Annotated in this window: 14 protein-coding genes and 1 pseudogene; 13 read left to right on the forward strand and 2 right to left on the reverse strand. The window is 69.2% G+C overall.

Annotation, left to right across the window (positions count from 1 at the left end; translation table 11 throughout):
- The first annotated feature begins 98 nt into the window (after nt 1-98).
- From ACGFI9_RS19020 to ACGFI9_RS19065, 10 genes are all read left to right on the forward strand, one after another.
- Nucleotides 99-746, forward strand: coding sequence for a hypothetical protein (locus ACGFI9_RS19020; RefSeq protein ID WP_393179318.1), 648 nt, complete (start codon nt 99-101; stop codon nt 744-746).
- Nucleotides 747-1,101: 355 nt separating this feature from the next.
- A complete protein-coding gene (locus ACGFI9_RS19025; RefSeq protein WP_393179320.1) occupies nt 1,102-1,284 on the forward strand; it encodes a hypothetical protein in 183 nt (60 codons plus the stop codon).
- Between the two features lie 811 nt (nt 1,285-2,095).
- Nucleotides 2,096-2,386 carry an SUKH-4 family immunity protein gene (locus ACGFI9_RS19030; RefSeq protein WP_393179322.1) on the forward strand — a complete coding sequence of 97 codons (291 nt, stop codon included), beginning with the start codon at nt 2,096-2,098 and terminating at the stop codon, nt 2,384-2,386.
- Nucleotides 2,387-2,901: 515 nt separating this feature from the next.
- Nucleotides 2,902-3,435: a hypothetical protein gene (locus tag ACGFI9_RS19035; protein ID WP_393179323.1), complete on the forward strand. Its 534-nt coding sequence runs from the start codon at nt 2,902-2,904 to the stop codon at nt 3,433-3,435.
- 686 nt (nt 3,436-4,121) lie between these two features.
- Nucleotides 4,122-4,409: a hypothetical protein gene (locus tag ACGFI9_RS19040; protein ID WP_393179325.1), complete on the forward strand. Its 288-nt coding sequence runs from the start codon at nt 4,122-4,124 to the stop codon at nt 4,407-4,409.
- A 15-nt stretch (nt 4,410-4,424) separates the two neighbouring features.
- Nucleotides 4,425-4,697, forward strand: coding sequence for an SMI1/KNR4 family protein (locus ACGFI9_RS19045; protein ID WP_393179327.1), 273 nt, complete (start codon nt 4,425-4,427; stop codon nt 4,695-4,697).
- 27 nt (nt 4,698-4,724) lie between these two features.
- Nucleotides 4,725-5,309, forward strand: coding sequence for an IS607 family transposase (locus tag ACGFI9_RS19050; protein WP_393179329.1), 585 nt, complete (start codon nt 4,725-4,727; stop codon nt 5,307-5,309).
- Between the two features lie 5 nt (nt 5,310-5,314).
- On the forward strand, nt 5,315-6,682 hold the full coding sequence (gene tnpB, locus ACGFI9_RS19055; RefSeq protein ID WP_393179396.1) for an IS607 family element RNA-guided endonuclease TnpB: 1,368 nt from the start codon (nt 5,315-5,317) through the stop codon (nt 6,680-6,682).
- Between the two features lie 809 nt (nt 6,683-7,491).
- Nucleotides 7,492-9,333: a BTAD domain-containing putative transcriptional regulator gene (locus ACGFI9_RS19060; RefSeq protein WP_393179331.1), complete on the forward strand. Its 1,842-nt coding sequence runs from the start codon at nt 7,492-7,494 to the stop codon at nt 9,331-9,333.
- A gap of 72 nt (nt 9,334-9,405) precedes the next feature.
- Nucleotides 9,406-10,116, forward strand: coding sequence for a hypothetical protein (locus tag ACGFI9_RS19065; RefSeq protein WP_393179333.1), 711 nt, complete (start codon nt 9,406-9,408; stop codon nt 10,114-10,116).
- Between the two features lie 106 nt (nt 10,117-10,222).
- Here ACGFI9_RS19065 and ACGFI9_RS19070 read toward each other — a convergent pair whose 3' ends face one another.
- Both ACGFI9_RS19070 and ACGFI9_RS19075 read right to left on the reverse strand, forming a co-directional pair.
- Nucleotides 10,223-10,498 carry a hypothetical protein gene (locus ACGFI9_RS19070; protein WP_123242614.1) on the reverse strand — a complete coding sequence of 92 codons (276 nt, stop codon included), beginning with the start codon at nt 10,496-10,498 and terminating at the stop codon, nt 10,223-10,225.
- A 47-nt stretch (nt 10,499-10,545) separates the two neighbouring features.
- On the reverse strand, nt 10,546-10,980 hold the full coding sequence (locus ACGFI9_RS19075; protein WP_393179335.1) for a hypothetical protein: 435 nt from the start codon (nt 10,978-10,980) through the stop codon (nt 10,546-10,548).
- A 477-nt stretch (nt 10,981-11,457) separates the two neighbouring features.
- Here ACGFI9_RS19075 and ACGFI9_RS19080 point away from each other — a divergent pair, with 477 nt between their 5' ends.
- From ACGFI9_RS19080 to ACGFI9_RS19090, 3 genes and pseudogenes are all read left to right on the forward strand, one after another.
- Nucleotides 11,458-12,744 carry an ABC transporter substrate-binding protein gene (locus tag ACGFI9_RS19080; RefSeq protein ID WP_393179337.1) on the forward strand — a complete coding sequence of 429 codons (1,287 nt, stop codon included), beginning with the start codon at nt 11,458-11,460 and terminating at the stop codon, nt 12,742-12,744.
- A gap of 76 nt (nt 12,745-12,820) precedes the next feature.
- A complete protein-coding gene (locus tag ACGFI9_RS19085; protein ID WP_393179339.1) occupies nt 12,821-13,816 on the forward strand; it encodes a carbohydrate ABC transporter permease in 996 nt (331 codons plus the stop codon).
- 1 nt (nt 13,817) lies between these two features.
- Nucleotides 13,818-14,276 (forward strand): annotated as a pseudogene (locus tag ACGFI9_RS19090) (carbohydrate ABC transporter permease); the annotation flags it as partial.
- Between the last annotated feature and the right edge of the window lie 96 nt (nt 14,277-14,372).

Below are 14,372 nucleotides of genomic sequence, written 5' to 3' on the forward strand. Positions count from 1 at the left end.
GATCAGGAGCATCGAAGCAGCCAACTTTGTCCTTGTTTCCATGAGCGCTCCTAGCTTGAGGCTTCGCAAGCCCAGAGCTGCTGTACTAGGCTCGCGGCATGGAGCCGTCCTGGATCGAAGCCGGTGCTGTCTATAGATGGGCTCATGATGAAAGGCCGATGCGAGTCTTGATGCATGACCATGATGTAGCCATGTACGACGTATGGTGGCCGCACCTCCGTAACTGGGGACTGTCGAACATCGGTGAGGCCAAAAGAAAACGGATTGACTACTACGTGACCAGAATTTCTAGCCTAGCCTCAAAGGCGTCCTACCTGCGGACGGATCCCTTGACGGAAGAGGAGTTCAAGTTGCACCGACCCGACTTGCCTTTCTCCATGGGTAGATGCTCGGAAGTGCAATGGGCCGAATCGGTGCCTGAGACGAGGCAAGAGATGGCGGAGCGCCTGAGATCAGCCGGCTGCCTTAGCGACGGCGGCGAAACTACCGTGCCGGCCTCAGATCTGTACCTGGTCCCATTCGGCCCGAACGGCGGTCAGAAGAGGCCCGTGCGTGTCAAGCCGGACGACGGGGTCGCCTTTACGATCGAAGAGCTGATTTGGAAGTCTGCCAGGGCTCAGGCCGAAGTCGTCGATGGCGTGCTTCCAACTGAGGGCATTGGAGTCTACAGGGCTGGGCTGCAGAGAGGAGTTCCCTCGTACTATCTCTGGGGAGCTGATAGCAAGTTGCACTCGCGTGCCAGCTGAAGCCGAGGGAAATGGCGACGCGGCGAATTTAAAACCGCCGACGGCCTCGGGCGCCCCATGGGTGCGCAGGTTCAGATCAGCCCGCTCGAGATAGTGGCCGGCGCACACCGCATGCCCACTTGGCCCGGCTGCCGGACAGCGGTACGTGGGCCAAGGCCGCGCAGCTCAAGCCCGGCATGTGGCTCCAGACCGCTGCCGGACCTGGGTCCCAGGTCACCGCCGCGAAGCGCAGCATCCACCATGAACGCGTCCACAACCTCACCGTCGACGGCGTACGATCCGGGCCTGAACCGGTGGAGCAGTTGATCCGAAGAACATTCCCGATGGATTCACTCGTAACGGGTATCAGGTCGAATTGAAGCCGGACACGCCCTCCGGGGTAAAGACGGGAACCCGACGGCTGCGAAGGTACATGAACGCTATGGGCAAGGATTATGGAGAGTTGTGGCTCTGGAGTCAGGACGCCGCAGGGAACTACTCCTTCAGGCTGGGTGCGGTGCCCAAACCAGGTGCCGTCCGTAGGTGGTTGAAGTTCTAGGCATATGGCAACCATTTAAGCAGCGACCATCCTGCGGCAGCTGGCCAGGGCCGAGGTGATACCCGAAGACGCAGTGATTACCAGCCGCGGGGTTGCTACCTGGCAGCAAGGCGATCTCGAGTGCGTTACCTGGCTTGAGAAGGATCCAGCTGGATCAGTGAAGGCATCCATGAATGTCGGCGATGCTCGCTTGGGGCCGCCGATGGACGAGTTCGGCCGAATGGCGGTTCGCCTGACACCCAGGCTGCCGGGCATACCCTGGCCGGAGAAGAAGGTGCTCAAAGATGAGGAAGTAGCCTATTTTCCGAAAACTACGGCGGCCAGAGCTTCTATGGGTAGAACGGACGCAACATCGGACGGCCGGTTGCCTTCCCTGGCAAGGGAAACAGGATGACAGCCACCTCGTTCGAGGACCATGCGGGAGGTGACGTCTTCTCGCAGGCTTTGGCTGGCACGACTCGTGGCGGATCCGCCAATCTGTTTGTCGACCGTGCGCCCTGCCAGTTCTGCCGAAACAGTATGGCGGGATGTGCCGAGCAACCGGGATGGGCCCACAGTCGTCGCCGCAAGTTGGACGGGCGCCAGGGGTGAGCGTGCGGGTGACAGCTAAAAACTTTCGCTACTCTGCCGGATATGTGGAGTGCATCCGGGATGCGGCGGCTCGAGAGTTCCTCGTCGCCGTCGGTTTGCCCGCTATGCACGTCGTCTTTATGGCCCGGGAGACACCCGGGGAAGGTGCGGTACTCAGGGTTGCAGATCGCGAGTTGCTCAAGATCGGGCTCGCGACGGAGAGTGGCGACATCGGTACTACGTGGACTGCGGTGCAGGTGAGGTGTTGTACGTGGATGCACAAGATTCGAGTGAATTACATGTGAATGCTTCACCTGAGCTCTTCGCGAATTGCTTGAGATTGTTTGAGTCGAAGATTGAGGACGCCGTGCAATGCTCGGGTGATACTGATCCAGAGCAGCTCGCGGAGCTGCTGGAAGCCGAGATTTCGCGCATTGACGAATCGGCACTGGCGGACGATTCCGGATTCTGGCGCTTTCTCCTCGATGATGTTGCGATCGGCGACTATACGGAGGATGAAGAGGGCAGCTAAACGCTGCCCTTGCTGCGGCTACCTAACACTGCGGCAGGCCGCCGGCGGGTCCGTCTGCTCGCGCTGCTCTGGCGCTGCGTCCCGCGCCACCGCCAGAATTTGAGGCCGTATCCGCAATCGCTGTGGTCGCCTCCCTATCGCTCCATCAGCCATATCTCCAGCGAGAGCTTGCATTAGGGCTTCTTCTCGCCAACGTGCGTCCCGCATGCTGGGAGTGTTATGACCAGGCCTCGCTCCCGCAGGAGGCGTACCGCCGCGCGGACCGTGCCGCGGGCGACGGCGTACTCCTGCTGTCGCTGCGTCTCACGGGAGAAAGCGTTTCACCCAGTTGCTGCCGAAGCAGACACGCGCCGAACACATTCTTCTGAACGCCCTGAAGAGAGGAGAAATACCTGGCGGTGGTCGGATCGCTCCGCACCGTAAACCGTGTGTGCCGGGGACCAAGAGTTACCAGGGATGTGCGGCACGAGTATCGTCGAGAGGGTGGTGTCAGGATTGGCGGATAGGGCTGATCAGTGAGAACCCTGTGGGATCGCGAAGTGGCGGACGAGGCCGAGCTTGTCGGCCGGCTCTCTCCGGCGGGGCGGATGGAGCTGACGCGGCAGGTCCTCGACTGGACGATTGAGGCGCTGCCGAGCGACGCTCGGGAAATTCTGGCCGGACGTCCGGGCCAAGTGGTCGACGCCGCCATCAGCGACATCCGTGCCGTAGCCGACGGTGCGGAGCCGACGGACGAGGCGGACGAGATCGAGGACGAACTCCTTGAACTCTCCGACGAGGTCGAACTGCAGTCGCTCTGGCAGCTCTTCAACGCCCTGTCCTACTGCATCGGGCTCGACCCATCCGAACTGGAGACGGCCACCACACAGGAAACGATGTCCGCCTGCTACGACGTCATTCGCGACTGCGAGGACCTGCCCGAGTTCCCCGTGGGCACCGACGAGGCAACGGTTCTGGCAGCGGAGCGAGCGAACGACAACTGCATGCGAGCAATCGACCAGCAGAAGGAACTGATCGGCGAGGCGCTACGTCGTGACGCCGGTCGGTAACCTCGACGGGTTCGAGTGATGGCGGAGGTGCACCCGTCCCACCCAGGGACGGGTGCACCTCCGCGTGGGCCCCAATTGAGCAGGCTGCCGGCTGAAGCGTCGTTGATGGCGGGCGGCTTCAAGGCGCCGCCAATTCAAGCCGCTGGACATACCGACCTCCCAGATAGGGGCGGGCGCCGACAGTACGCGCTGGGGTGGGAACGGCTGGCAATGGTTGACGTTGAAGGTGGACGGCAGTTGAGCTCAACTGATCGTGCACGAGCGTCCGAGCTCATTCGGCAACTGCTTGATCCGTCCTTGCCGGACGAACGGACGCCGACTCCTCTGGAGGAGCTTGAGCGAATCCTGGCCTGCCCGCATGTATCGGATCTTCTCTTCTGTGAAGACCCGCCGTTGACGGGGGAGCAAGTGATCGACAGGGCCGTGCAATACCGCCCCTTCGCGATGTGATCGTCTTCTCCTGATCCCGCTCGGCGCCGCCCTGTATCGCCACGGGCGTGAGCGTCTGGCCCTGCTGGACCAGGCGCGGAATTGGGCCAACGCGTACGCCAGGAAGCTCGGTCGACGCGTGCAGATCTAGGATCATTCCTCCCCGGCGGAGTTGGCTGAGCTCCCGCCGGTCGGATTGAGAGGCAGCGATGACGGCGAGACCCGATCCGGTTGAGGTGATCGGAAGAACGGGTGGCGTGCATGCCCGCCCGGAGGACTTCGACCGCGCCCTGGACCTGTGGTGCCACAAGGCAGAGAAGGAGGGCTGGTCCGTCTCCGTTCTCGACCGCGACCGCGAGGCGGGCAGGGACGGGCGGTGCGGAGCGGTCGAGGTGGACGGCCTGCGGTACGAGATTCGGTACGGGCCGCGGACGCGGACGGTCCTGATCGACGACAGCAGCGGGGAGGACGTCGCTCGGCCCGCCTTCGCCTACGCTGTCTGGGCCGAGCCGGTCGTGCTGGAGACCTTCCTGGTCGACGAGTAGCGCACAGGGAGTGCGATGACATCCCCGTTCGAGGATGCGCCGTCGCCGTGGACGGGGCCACCTCTCACCGACGACGCGGTCCGTCGGGCGGAGGAGACCCTCGGGGTTCGGTTGCCCCAGAGCTACCTGCGGTTGCTGTCCCGGCGGAACGGCGGCGTGCTGAGAAACACCTGCCACCCCACGAGCTTCCGGACGTCCTGGGCCGAGGACCACTTCGAGGTGGACGTCATCCTGGGCATCGGATACGAGGAGGGGGTTAACAACTGCTCGCGGTTGAGTGGTCTCTAGCATTCTTATGCGCGCTATGGTGACGGGGTGAATTTGAAGGAGTGGGCGGCGTCTCAGGGCATCGCGTATGTCACTGCGCGGCGGCAGTACGCGGCTGGGACGCTGCCGGTTCCTACTTACCGGCTGGGCCGGCTCATCATGGTGGGTGAGCCGCTACCTGCTGCCTCGGCTGGCGGCGAGCGGGTGGTGGTGTACGCCCGGGTCTCGTCGGCCGACCAGCGCGCCGACCTTGACCGGCAGGTCGCTCGGGTCGTCTCGTGGGCGACCGGGCAGAACCTGCCGGTGTCGCAGGTGGTGACCGAGGTCGGATCCGTACTGGACGGGCACCGCGAGAAGTTCCTCGCTCTGCTGCGCGATCCGACGGTGACGACCATCGTGGTGGAACACCGCGACAGGTTCGCCCGTTTCGGTGCCGAGTACGTGGAGGCGGCGCTGACCGCGCAGGGTCGCAAGCTGTTGGTGGTCGACCCGGGCGAGGTCGACGACGATCTGGTCCGGGATGTCACGGAGATGTTGACCTCGTTGTGCGCGCGTCTGTACGGCCCCCGGGCTGCTGCGAGTCGGGCGCGCCGGGCGGTCGAGGCCGCCACCAGACAGGACCCGCCGTCGTGAAGGCGATGCAGGCGTACCGGTTCGCTCTGGACCTGGCGCCGTCTCAGCAGCGGGCGGTGCTGGCGCATGCGGGCGCGGCCAGGGTGGCGTACAACTGGGGCCTGGCCAGGGTGAAGGCGGTCATGGACCAGCGCGCCGCCGAACGCTCCTACGGCACGCCCGAGGAACTGCTGACTCCGGCCCTCGGGTGGAATCTCGCCGCGTTGCGCAAGGCGTGGAACGCGGCCAAGTCGGATGTGGCGCCGTGGTGGGCTGAGTGCTCCAAGGAGGCGTACAACACCGGCCTGGAGAACCTGGCGCGCGGCTTGAAGAACTGGTCCGAGTCCCGGGCAGGCAAGCGCGCCGGTCGGCGGGTGGGATTTCCGCGGTTCAAGTCCCGCCGTCGCGCCACCCCCGCCGTCCGGTTCACCACCGGCGCGATCCGGGTGGAGCCGGACCACAAGCATGTCGTGCTGCCCCGGCTGGGCCGGCTCAAGCTGCACGAGTCGACCCGCAAGCTCGCCCGCCGCTTGGAGGCGGGCACGGCGAGGATCCTGTCCGCGACCGTGCGCCGTGAGGGCGGGCGGTGGCATGTCGCGTTCTGCGTCGAACTCGAGCGGGCCGAGCGCACCCCGACGCGCCCGCAGGCGGTGGTCGGCGTCGATGCTGGGATCACCCACCTGGCGGTGCTGTCCACCGGCGAGGTGGTGCCCAACCCCCGGCACCTGGACGAGGCGGCCCAGCGGATGCGGCGTCTCGCCCGGCAGATGTCCCGGCGCGTCGGCCCGGACCGGCGCACCGGCCGGCGGCCCTCGAATCGGTGGGAACGCGCCCGCCATCAGGTCGCCCGAGCGCATGCACGGGTGGCGAACCTGCGCCGTGACGGCCTGCACAAGCTCACCACCCGGCTGGCCCGCACGTACGGCACGATCGTGGTCGAAGACCTCAACGTGGCCGGCATGCTGCGCAACCGGCGGCTAGCCCGGCAGATCGCGGACGCCGGCTTCGGTGAGATCCGCCGACAGGTGGCGTACAAGGCTGAATGGAACGGCAGCCGGTGGATCGTGGCCGACCGCTGGTATCCCTCCAGCAAAACCTGTTCGGACTGTGGCGCGGTGAAAGCCAAGCTGCCGCTGCGTGTCCGAACCTACATCTGCGACTCTTGCGGCTTGGCCCTCGATCGGGACCTGAACGCCGCCCGTAACCTCGCCGCGCTCGCGCGTGAGGCAACCACCGCCGGGAGTGGCCCGGTGGCAGGACGTGGAGCCGACCGTAAGACCCGCCCCGGCGGGCAGGTGGCCGTGAAGCGTCAACCCGGCCCCGCTCAGGCGGATAAGACCGGGACCGTCCCACCGCAAGGCGGGACATGCCGACCAGTCGCTACAGCGCACTGACAGGTAACGGTCGACGCCTGCTCCGCCGATCTGGTGGCCGAGTGGGGCTACCCGGAGATCGGTGTGGTGATCGGCGTGACGCCGGCGGCTGGCCCCGCCACCGTCATGCTGGGACTACTCCGACTGTGGCCCGCAGTCGGGGAGCCCGCCGTCGCGTACGTCGATGAAGACCGGGTGCCTCGACGGATCGCCGAGTCGTTCGCTGCCTTCATCGACGGTCTCGTCCAGGCGAGGCCTGTGCGGACGAGGATGACGAGCCCCTGGCGGACTGACTCCGGCCAGGCCGTTGGTGGCAGGGGGGCGCACAAGGGCGCCGTGGCTCCGGCGTCGAGCGCTACCCCGATGGCCGCCGAGGCAGCCACCTGCAGCCGCGAGGCGGGACGGCCACGTGATCGTCTGTTCGGCTGACGGGCCGCGGTACCTGACGCCAGCCGCGAGTCCCCGACCAGATCGCCGAGAGCACCGTCTGGGAGGGGTGACGGATCGTAAAGGTGCATCGGCAGCGCCCCTTCGGCCGCTTGGCGCAGATCTTCTTTCGATGTGGACTGACACCGATCGCCGTCGAGCGGGTTTCGTGCGGGCAACGGTGGGGTAGCACGTGCGGGAAGACCGCAGGTACGGGCATCGCGCCCGGTCACTGTGTGTCATGAGCCGCCGGGAGCGTTCCCGGCGGCGTTTTTGTTACCGCGACACACCGCTGGGTCATATTGATGTTCGTCACGCTTAACTGTCTGGTTTGTTCCTTGTTGGCCCACGAAGCGGGCACTTAGCCTGGGCGGCGCGTCAAGGGTCAACGGGGGAGCGGCGCGATGGAACTGCAGATCCGGCTTCTCGGCACGGTGGAGCTGTGCGTCGACGGCCAGGCCGTCACGCCCGGCGCGGCCAAGCGACGGGCCGTCCTGGCCGGCCTGGCGATCGAGGCGAACCACACGGTCACGCTGCCCCGGCTGGCCCAGATGGTCTGGTCGGAGCACCCGCCGGCGTCCGCCGTGGCGAATCTGCGTACCCACGCCGCCGGCCTGCGGCGCACGCTGGGCGACCGGCTGGTCGCCCGGCCGCAGGCGTACGAGCTGCGGCTGGCGCCGCACGAGCTGGACGTGACCGAGTTCCAGCGGCTGGCGGGGGAGGGCCGGGCGCTGCTCGCGTCGGCCGATCCGGCCGGCGCGATCGAGACGCTGAGCACGGCGCTGGCCTGGTGGCGGGGCCCGTCCGGCGACGGCCTGCCCCGGGGCACCGCGCTGGACAACCGGTGGGCCTCCCTCGACGAGCAGCGGTTGCAGGTCTTCGAGGAGCTGGCTGACGCCCGATTGGCCGCCGGGGAGCACGGGCACCTGCTGTCCGAGCTGCGCGGGCACCTCGCCGCCCACCCGCTGCGGGAGCGGGCCTGGGGGCAGCTGATGCTCGCGCTCTACCGGTGCGGCGACGTGCCGGCCGCGCTCACCGTCTACCGGGACGCCCGGGCCGTCCTCGACGAGCAGCTCGGGCTCGAGCCCGGCGAGGAGCTGGCCAGGCTGCACCGGGCCATGCTGGACCGGGCGCCGGAGCTGTCGTACGTCCCGCCGGCCACGCCGATCATGACCGCGCCCGCGCCGGCTGCGGAGACGCGACCCGGCGTCGGCTGGGCGGTGCCCCGGGAGCTGCCGGCGGACCCGGTGACCTACGTCGGACGTACCCGCGAAACCGCCGACGTGGTGGCGAACGTGACCGCCGGGACCCCGACCGCGGTGGTGGTCACCGGCGCTGCCGGCAGCGGCAAGACCACCCTCGCGGTACGCGCCGGGCACGCCGTCTCCGCCGAGTTCCCCGACGGGCAGGTGTTCGTGGACCTCGGCTACCGGACCTCGGTGAAGCCGGGGGAGGTGCTGGCCCGGGTGCTGCGCGCGCTCGGCGTGCCCGCGGCCGATGTCCCCGAGAACACCGACGAGCGGGCCGGCTGGTTCCGCTCCCTGGTGGCGGGGCGCCGGCTGCTGCTGGTCGTCGACGGGGTGACCCGGGCGGCCCAGGTGCGCCCCCTGCTCCCCGCCGGCCCCGGCCCCGCGCTGATCGTGGTCACCCAGCGGCACCTCGGCAGCCTGGACGGCGTACGCCGGGTGGCGCTGCGCCCGGTCGGGGTCGCGCAGGCGCGCGACCTGCTGGCCGCGTTCGCCGGGTCGGAGCGCCTGGTAGCGGAGCCGGCGGCCACCGCCGAGCTGGTGCGGCTCTGCGGGGGTTCCGTGCTGGCGCTGCGGATCGCCGGCGCCTGGCTGGGCCGGCGGCCCGGCACGCCGGTGTCCACGCTGGTCGCCGAGCTGGGTGACGGGCGGGGCCGGCTGGACCTGCTGGCGTACGAGGATCTGTCGGTCCGGGCGAGCCTGGCCACCGGCGTGGCCGCGGTCCGCTCCGACGACGAGGTGGCCGGCCGGCTGCTCGAACTGCTCGCCGCGCAGCCGGGCACGCCGGTGGAGAGCGTCGCGACCCAGCTCGGGGTTTCCCCGCAGCGGGTGCACCGCGCCCTGGACGACCTGGTCGACGCGCATCTGGCGCAGCGGGACGGCCACGGCGACTACCGGCTGCCGGCGCTGGTGCGGGACTACGCCGCCGAACTTGCCGCGGTGGCGCAGGTGCCGGCACGTCCGGTGGCCAACCGGCGGTTCGACCCGCTGGCGGCGTGACCGCACGGCACGGCGGTCGACCAGGGATGATCGGCTCTGGTGGGGGTGCGTCCACCGGGGTGACACTGAGCCATGACACCTCAGCGCGTACCACTGCTCGCCGGCGTGGTCGTGCTGCTCGCGGCGGCCTGCACGACGACCGACCACGACGGCGCGACCACGGCGCCCTCCACGGCGCCCGCGCCCAGCGCGACCGCCGCCGCCACCACGCCCGCCGCCACCCCGGCGGCGACCTCCACCGCCCCGATTGCCACCACCGCCGCGCCACCCGCCGCGGGGGACTGGCGGGTGACCTACGGGTGGGCGGTGCCGGCCTCACCGGCCCGGGTGACGCACTCCGTGCGGGTGCCGGTCACCCCGGCTCCGGGCGAGCCGCTGCCCGTCCTGGTCCGGATCGAGGTCGGTGACCACCCGGCCGAGGGGTTCAGTCGGATCACCTTCGCGTTCCGCGGCCCCACCCCCTCCTACCAGGTCGGCTACGTCGCGCGCGTGGAGTCCGACGGCAGCGGCGACCCGGTGAGCCTGCCCGGGAACGCCTTCCTCGCCGTCCGCTTCGACCCGGCCCAGGCGCACGACAGCGCCGGCCGGAGCACGGTGACGGCGCCGCCGCGGACCATCGGCTACCCGACGCTGCGCGGCTGGGCGCCCGCCGGTGACTTCGAGGGCTACGTGAGCTTCGGTCTCGGCGTGCAGACCTCGGGCGCGCGGCTGCCGGTGCGGCTGAGCGAGTCGACCCGTCCGGACGGCACCCATGTGGTGTCGGTCGACGTGCGCCGCGGCTGATCCGGCGGCCCGCGCCGACCGCGTCGACCCGACGGCCGCGCGGGACGGCTCCCGGTCGCGGCGTCGGGCGCGCCGAGCTGGAGCTGCCCGGTGGCTCCGGCGTGCCTCAGGCGACCTCGCCACGGACGATCGCCACCGCCACCCGGCAGAACTCGTCCATGTCGGGGTTGAAGCCGGCGGCGATGTCCGGGTGCAGGCCGGCTCGGGTCTCGTCGAGCAACCGGCGGCAGACCTCCTCGACCGGCTCACCCGCGTAGCTGGCACGGACCCGGTCGGTGGCCGCCTGCAGGGCCGAGGTCAGCTGATCCTCCAGCGGGCCGCGCAGCTTCTGCTGCACGGGGTCGAGCCCGCTCGGATCGAGCGTGACATGTGGCTCCGACATCGGCGCTCCCTTCCTCGGCGTCCGCGGTACCCGACCGCGGCCGCCGGTCAAACCACCGTCGGTACGGCGGCCACCCGGACCTGGTACGAGAAGTCCTCCGCCGGCTCCTCGGCGTACGACAGCCGGCGGATCTGCCGGTCGTCGCCGTAGAGGGCGACGTCGACCAGCACCCCGAGGTGGGCCAGGCCGATGTTCGCCACCCGCTTCTTGTCCTGCAGCACGGCGCAGACCCCGCCCAGCAGGGTGCTGGCGTCGGAGGTGCGGTGCCCGGGCGGGCAGCGCAGGGTCAGGTCGACCTCGACCGGCCCGTCCAGCGGGGTCCAGCCGGTGCGCTGGGCCGCGGTGCAGGCCGCCTGGAGCAGGGCACGGACCCTGGCCGCCTGGCGGTGCCCCGCGGCGAAGATGGACAGGGCCTCGGTCTTGACCGGGGGCAGGCCGCTCACCTCGAACGTCAGGGCGAGAGCGCGGGTGGTGTCCTGCACGACGGACCTCCTCGGTTGGGACGATCCTGCCCAACCGGTGGTGCCGCAGAGGTGCGTTCGCGCGAGAACCAACCGAATGGGCGGGCTGGGGTCGGCCGGAGGCGTATCGACTTCGACGGCGACGCGCTGGCTGCGGAGCTGACCTGACGCTAGTCCACCGGGCGGAGGCTGGGTAGCCTCGCCGCCCACCAGCTGGGACGGTCGCCGGGTCGCCCGCCCAAGGTCCGCCCTGATTCACGGAAAGAGGGGTCATCCCGCGTGGAATGGCCACTCTTTCCGTGAATCAGCGCCGGGGTCGGGGCGTCGGGAGCGTCACGTGGGGGTCAGGTTTCGCAACGTCGCAGGTCGGGCACTGTGGGGCCCTCGACACGCCGGGGAGCGGGGCGGTTCGTGCCGGCCAGGGTCCCCGACCGTCTCGCCGTGCGCCGGGGCACGGGCGAACTCCCCCGGCTCTCGCCGACGAAAGGGGGAGGGGCGATGACGACAGACCCCGACCGGGCCCGCCGGCGGCGCCCAGGCAGACGTGCGGCGGCGGCAGCGGCCGCGCTGGCCTTGGTGGCGCCGCTGGCCGCCTGCGGTTCCGGCGGCGACGGCGGTACGCCGACGATCAACCTCTACTACCCGCCGGAGCAGAACCTGCAGAAGGTGGTCGACGACTGCAACGCCCAGGCGCAGGGGCGTTACAAGATCGTCTACCGGGTGCTGCCGCGGCAGGCCGACGACCAGCGGGTGCAACTGGTGCGCCGGCTCGCCGCGCGGGACAGCGGGATGGACGTGCTCGGCCTCGACGTCACCTGGACCCAGGAGTTCGCCAGCGCGCACTGGATCCGGGAGTGGACCGGGGCGGACAAGGCCGAGGTGGAGCAGGGCACCCTCGCCGGCCCGCTGGACACCGCCCGGCACGAGGGCAAGCTGTACGCCGCGCCGAAGAACACCAACGTCCAGCTGCTCTGGTACCGCACCGACCTGGTGCAGGAGCCGCCGAAGACGTGGGACGACATGATCAAGGCGGCCCAGGAGTTGAAGCGGCAGGGCAAGCCGTACCAGGTGCTCACCATGGGCGCCCAGTACGAGGGTCTGGTCGTCCTCTACAACACCCTGGCCGAGAGCGCCGGCGGGCACATCCTCAGCGAGGACGGCAAGCAGGCCGTGATGGACGCCGGCACCGTCCGCGCGCTGGAGCAGTTGAAGAGCTTCGCCACGTCGGGCGTGACGTCACCGTCGTTCAGCAACGCCACCGAGGACCCGGTCCGGCTGGAGTTCCAGTCCGGCACCGGCGCCTTCCAGGTCAACTGGCCGTTCGTGTATCCGGCCATGCAGGAGGCGAACCCGGACCTGGCGAAGAAGGTGAAGTGGGCGCGGGTGCCGGGCGTCGACGCGAACACCCCGGGCAAGGTCACCATCGGCGGCGTGAACATGGCGGTCAGCGCCTACTCGACGCACCCGGCGGAGTCCTTCGAGGCCGCGAAGTGCATCCGCAGCGCGAAGAACCAGAAGTTCTCCGCGGTCAACGACGGGGTGCCGCCCACCATCGAGGCGGTCTACGACGACCCGGAGATGGACAAGGCGTACCCGATGAAGGAGACCATCCTGGAGGAGCTCAAGGAGCCGGCGGTCCGGCCGCTGACCCCGGCGTACCAGAGCATCTCCACGGTGATGTCGGCGGTCCTGTCGCCGCCGTCGGGCATCCGGCCCGAGCAGACCGCGAACGAGCTGCGCAAGGCCATCGCCGACGCCCTCGAGTCGAAGGGGGTCCTGCCGTGAGCGAGCGCAGCGAGCGAACCATCCGGCGCGGCGCCATGGGGCCTGAGGGCATCGCCGACCGTGGGGAGGTGACGGCATGAGCATCAACGCCACTCCGACCGGCGCGGACGCCGCCGCCGAGGCGGAGCGCAAGGACGGCCGGCACGCCGCGGTGCCCGCGCAGCGGGTGCGCCGCCGGACGAGGCCGCCGCTGAGCGAGAACAAGCGGGCCGAACGCCGGCTCGGTTGGCTGCTCTGCGCGCCGGCCGCGCTGGTCATGGTGCTGGTCACCGCGTACCCGATCCTGTATTCGGTCTGGCTGTCCCTGCAGCGGTTCGACCTGCGCTTCCCCGACCAGCGGGAGTTCGTCGGGCTGGCGAACTACGCGACGGTGCTGACCAACCAGTTCTGGTGGACGGCGTTCGGGGTGACCGCGCTGATCACCGTGGTCACCGTGGCGGTCGAGCTGGTGCTCGGCATGGGCCTGGCGCTGATCATGCACCGCACGCTGGTCGGTCGGGGCATCGTCCGCACGGCGGCGCTGATCCCGCACGGCATCGTCACGGTGGTCGCCGCCTTCTCCTGGCGGTACGCCTGGACCCCCGGTACGGGCTACCTGGCGAATCTCTTCGACGGCAGCGCCCCGCTGACCGAGCGGGCCAGTTCGCTGGCGATCATCATGCTGGCCGAGATCTGGAAGACCACCCCGTTCATGGCGCTGCTGCTGATGGCGGGGCTGGCGCTGGTGCCGGAGGACCTGCTCAAGGCCGCCTCCACCGACGGCGCGACGGCCTGGCAGCGGTTCACCAAGGTGACGCTGCCGGTGATGAAGCCGGCGATCCTGGTCGCGCTGCTGTTCCGCACCCTGGACGCGTTCCGGGTCTTCGACAACATCTTCGTGCTCACCGCCGGCGGCAACGAGACCTCGTCCGTGTCGATGCTCGCCTACAACAACCTGATCCGGGGTCTGAACCTCGGCATCGGCTCCACGATGTCGGTACTGATCTTCCTCGCCGTGGCGATCATCGCGTTCGTCTTCGTGAAGCTGTTCGGCACCGCCGCCCCCGGCAGCGACGATGAGGAGAGGCGCTGAGATGGCCACCGAAACCACGCGGGCGAAGCTGCGCTGGGGCCTGCTGGACGTCATCGTCGTCGTCTTCGCGCTGGTCCCGGTGCTCTGGATCGCCTCGCTGTCGTTCAAGACCCCGGCCACCCTCACCGACGGCAAGTTCTGGCCCCAGGAGTGGACGCTGGACAACTACCGGACGATCTTCGACACTGACCAGTTCGTCCGGGCCCTGATCAACTCGATCGGCATCGCGCTGATCGCCACCCTGGTCGCCGTGGTGCTGGGCGCGATGGCCGCGTACGCGATCTCCCGGCTGGACTTCCCCGGCAAGAAGCTGCTCGTCGGGGTGTCCCTGCTGATCGCGATGTTCCCGCAGGTGTCGCTGGTGTCGCCGCTGTTCGAGATCGAACGGCAGCTCGGCCTCTTCGACACCTGGCCGGGGCTGATCCTGCCGTACATCACCTTCGCGCTGCCGCTGGCGATTTAGAGCGACCGGCAATAGGCGTCACCTGAGTCGGCGGGTTGTCGGCCGGGTGTCCCAGCGGTAAAGCGTGCGGGCTCGTTGGATGAGTTGACGGAT

The organism is Micromonospora sp. NPDC048930 (assembly GCF_043197935.1).
Classification (GTDB): domain Bacteria; phylum Actinomycetota; class Actinomycetes; order Mycobacteriales; family Micromonosporaceae; genus Micromonospora.

What these genes read in the sequence shown, in the direction of transcription:
- ACGFI9_RS19020 (WP_393179318.1), top strand. Translation starts at nt 99, where the DNA reads ATGGAGCCGTCCTGGATCGAAGCCGGTGCTGTCTATAGATGGGCTCAT.
- ACGFI9_RS19045 (WP_393179327.1), top strand. Translation starts at nt 4,425, where the DNA reads ATGACATCCCCGTTCGAGGATGCGCCGTCGCCGTGGACGGGGCCACCT.
- tnpB (WP_393179396.1), top strand. Translation starts at nt 5,315, where the DNA reads ATGCAGGCGTACCGGTTCGCTCTGGACCTGGCGCCGTCTCAGCAGCGG.
- ACGFI9_RS19060 (WP_393179331.1), top strand. Translation starts at nt 7,492, where the DNA reads ATGGAACTGCAGATCCGGCTTCTCGGCACGGTGGAGCTGTGCGTCGAC.
- ACGFI9_RS19065 (WP_393179333.1), top strand. Translation starts at nt 9,406, where the DNA reads ATGACACCTCAGCGCGTACCACTGCTCGCCGGCGTGGTCGTGCTGCTC.
- ACGFI9_RS19070 (WP_123242614.1), bottom strand. Translation starts at nt 10,498, where the DNA reads ATGTCGGAGCCACATGTCACGCTCGATCCGAGCGGGCTCGACCCCGTG.
- ACGFI9_RS19080 (WP_393179337.1), top strand. Translation starts at nt 11,458, where the DNA reads ATGACGACAGACCCCGACCGGGCCCGCCGGCGGCGCCCAGGCAGACGT.
- ACGFI9_RS19085 (WP_393179339.1), top strand. Translation starts at nt 12,821, where the DNA reads ATGAGCATCAACGCCACTCCGACCGGCGCGGACGCCGCCGCCGAGGCG.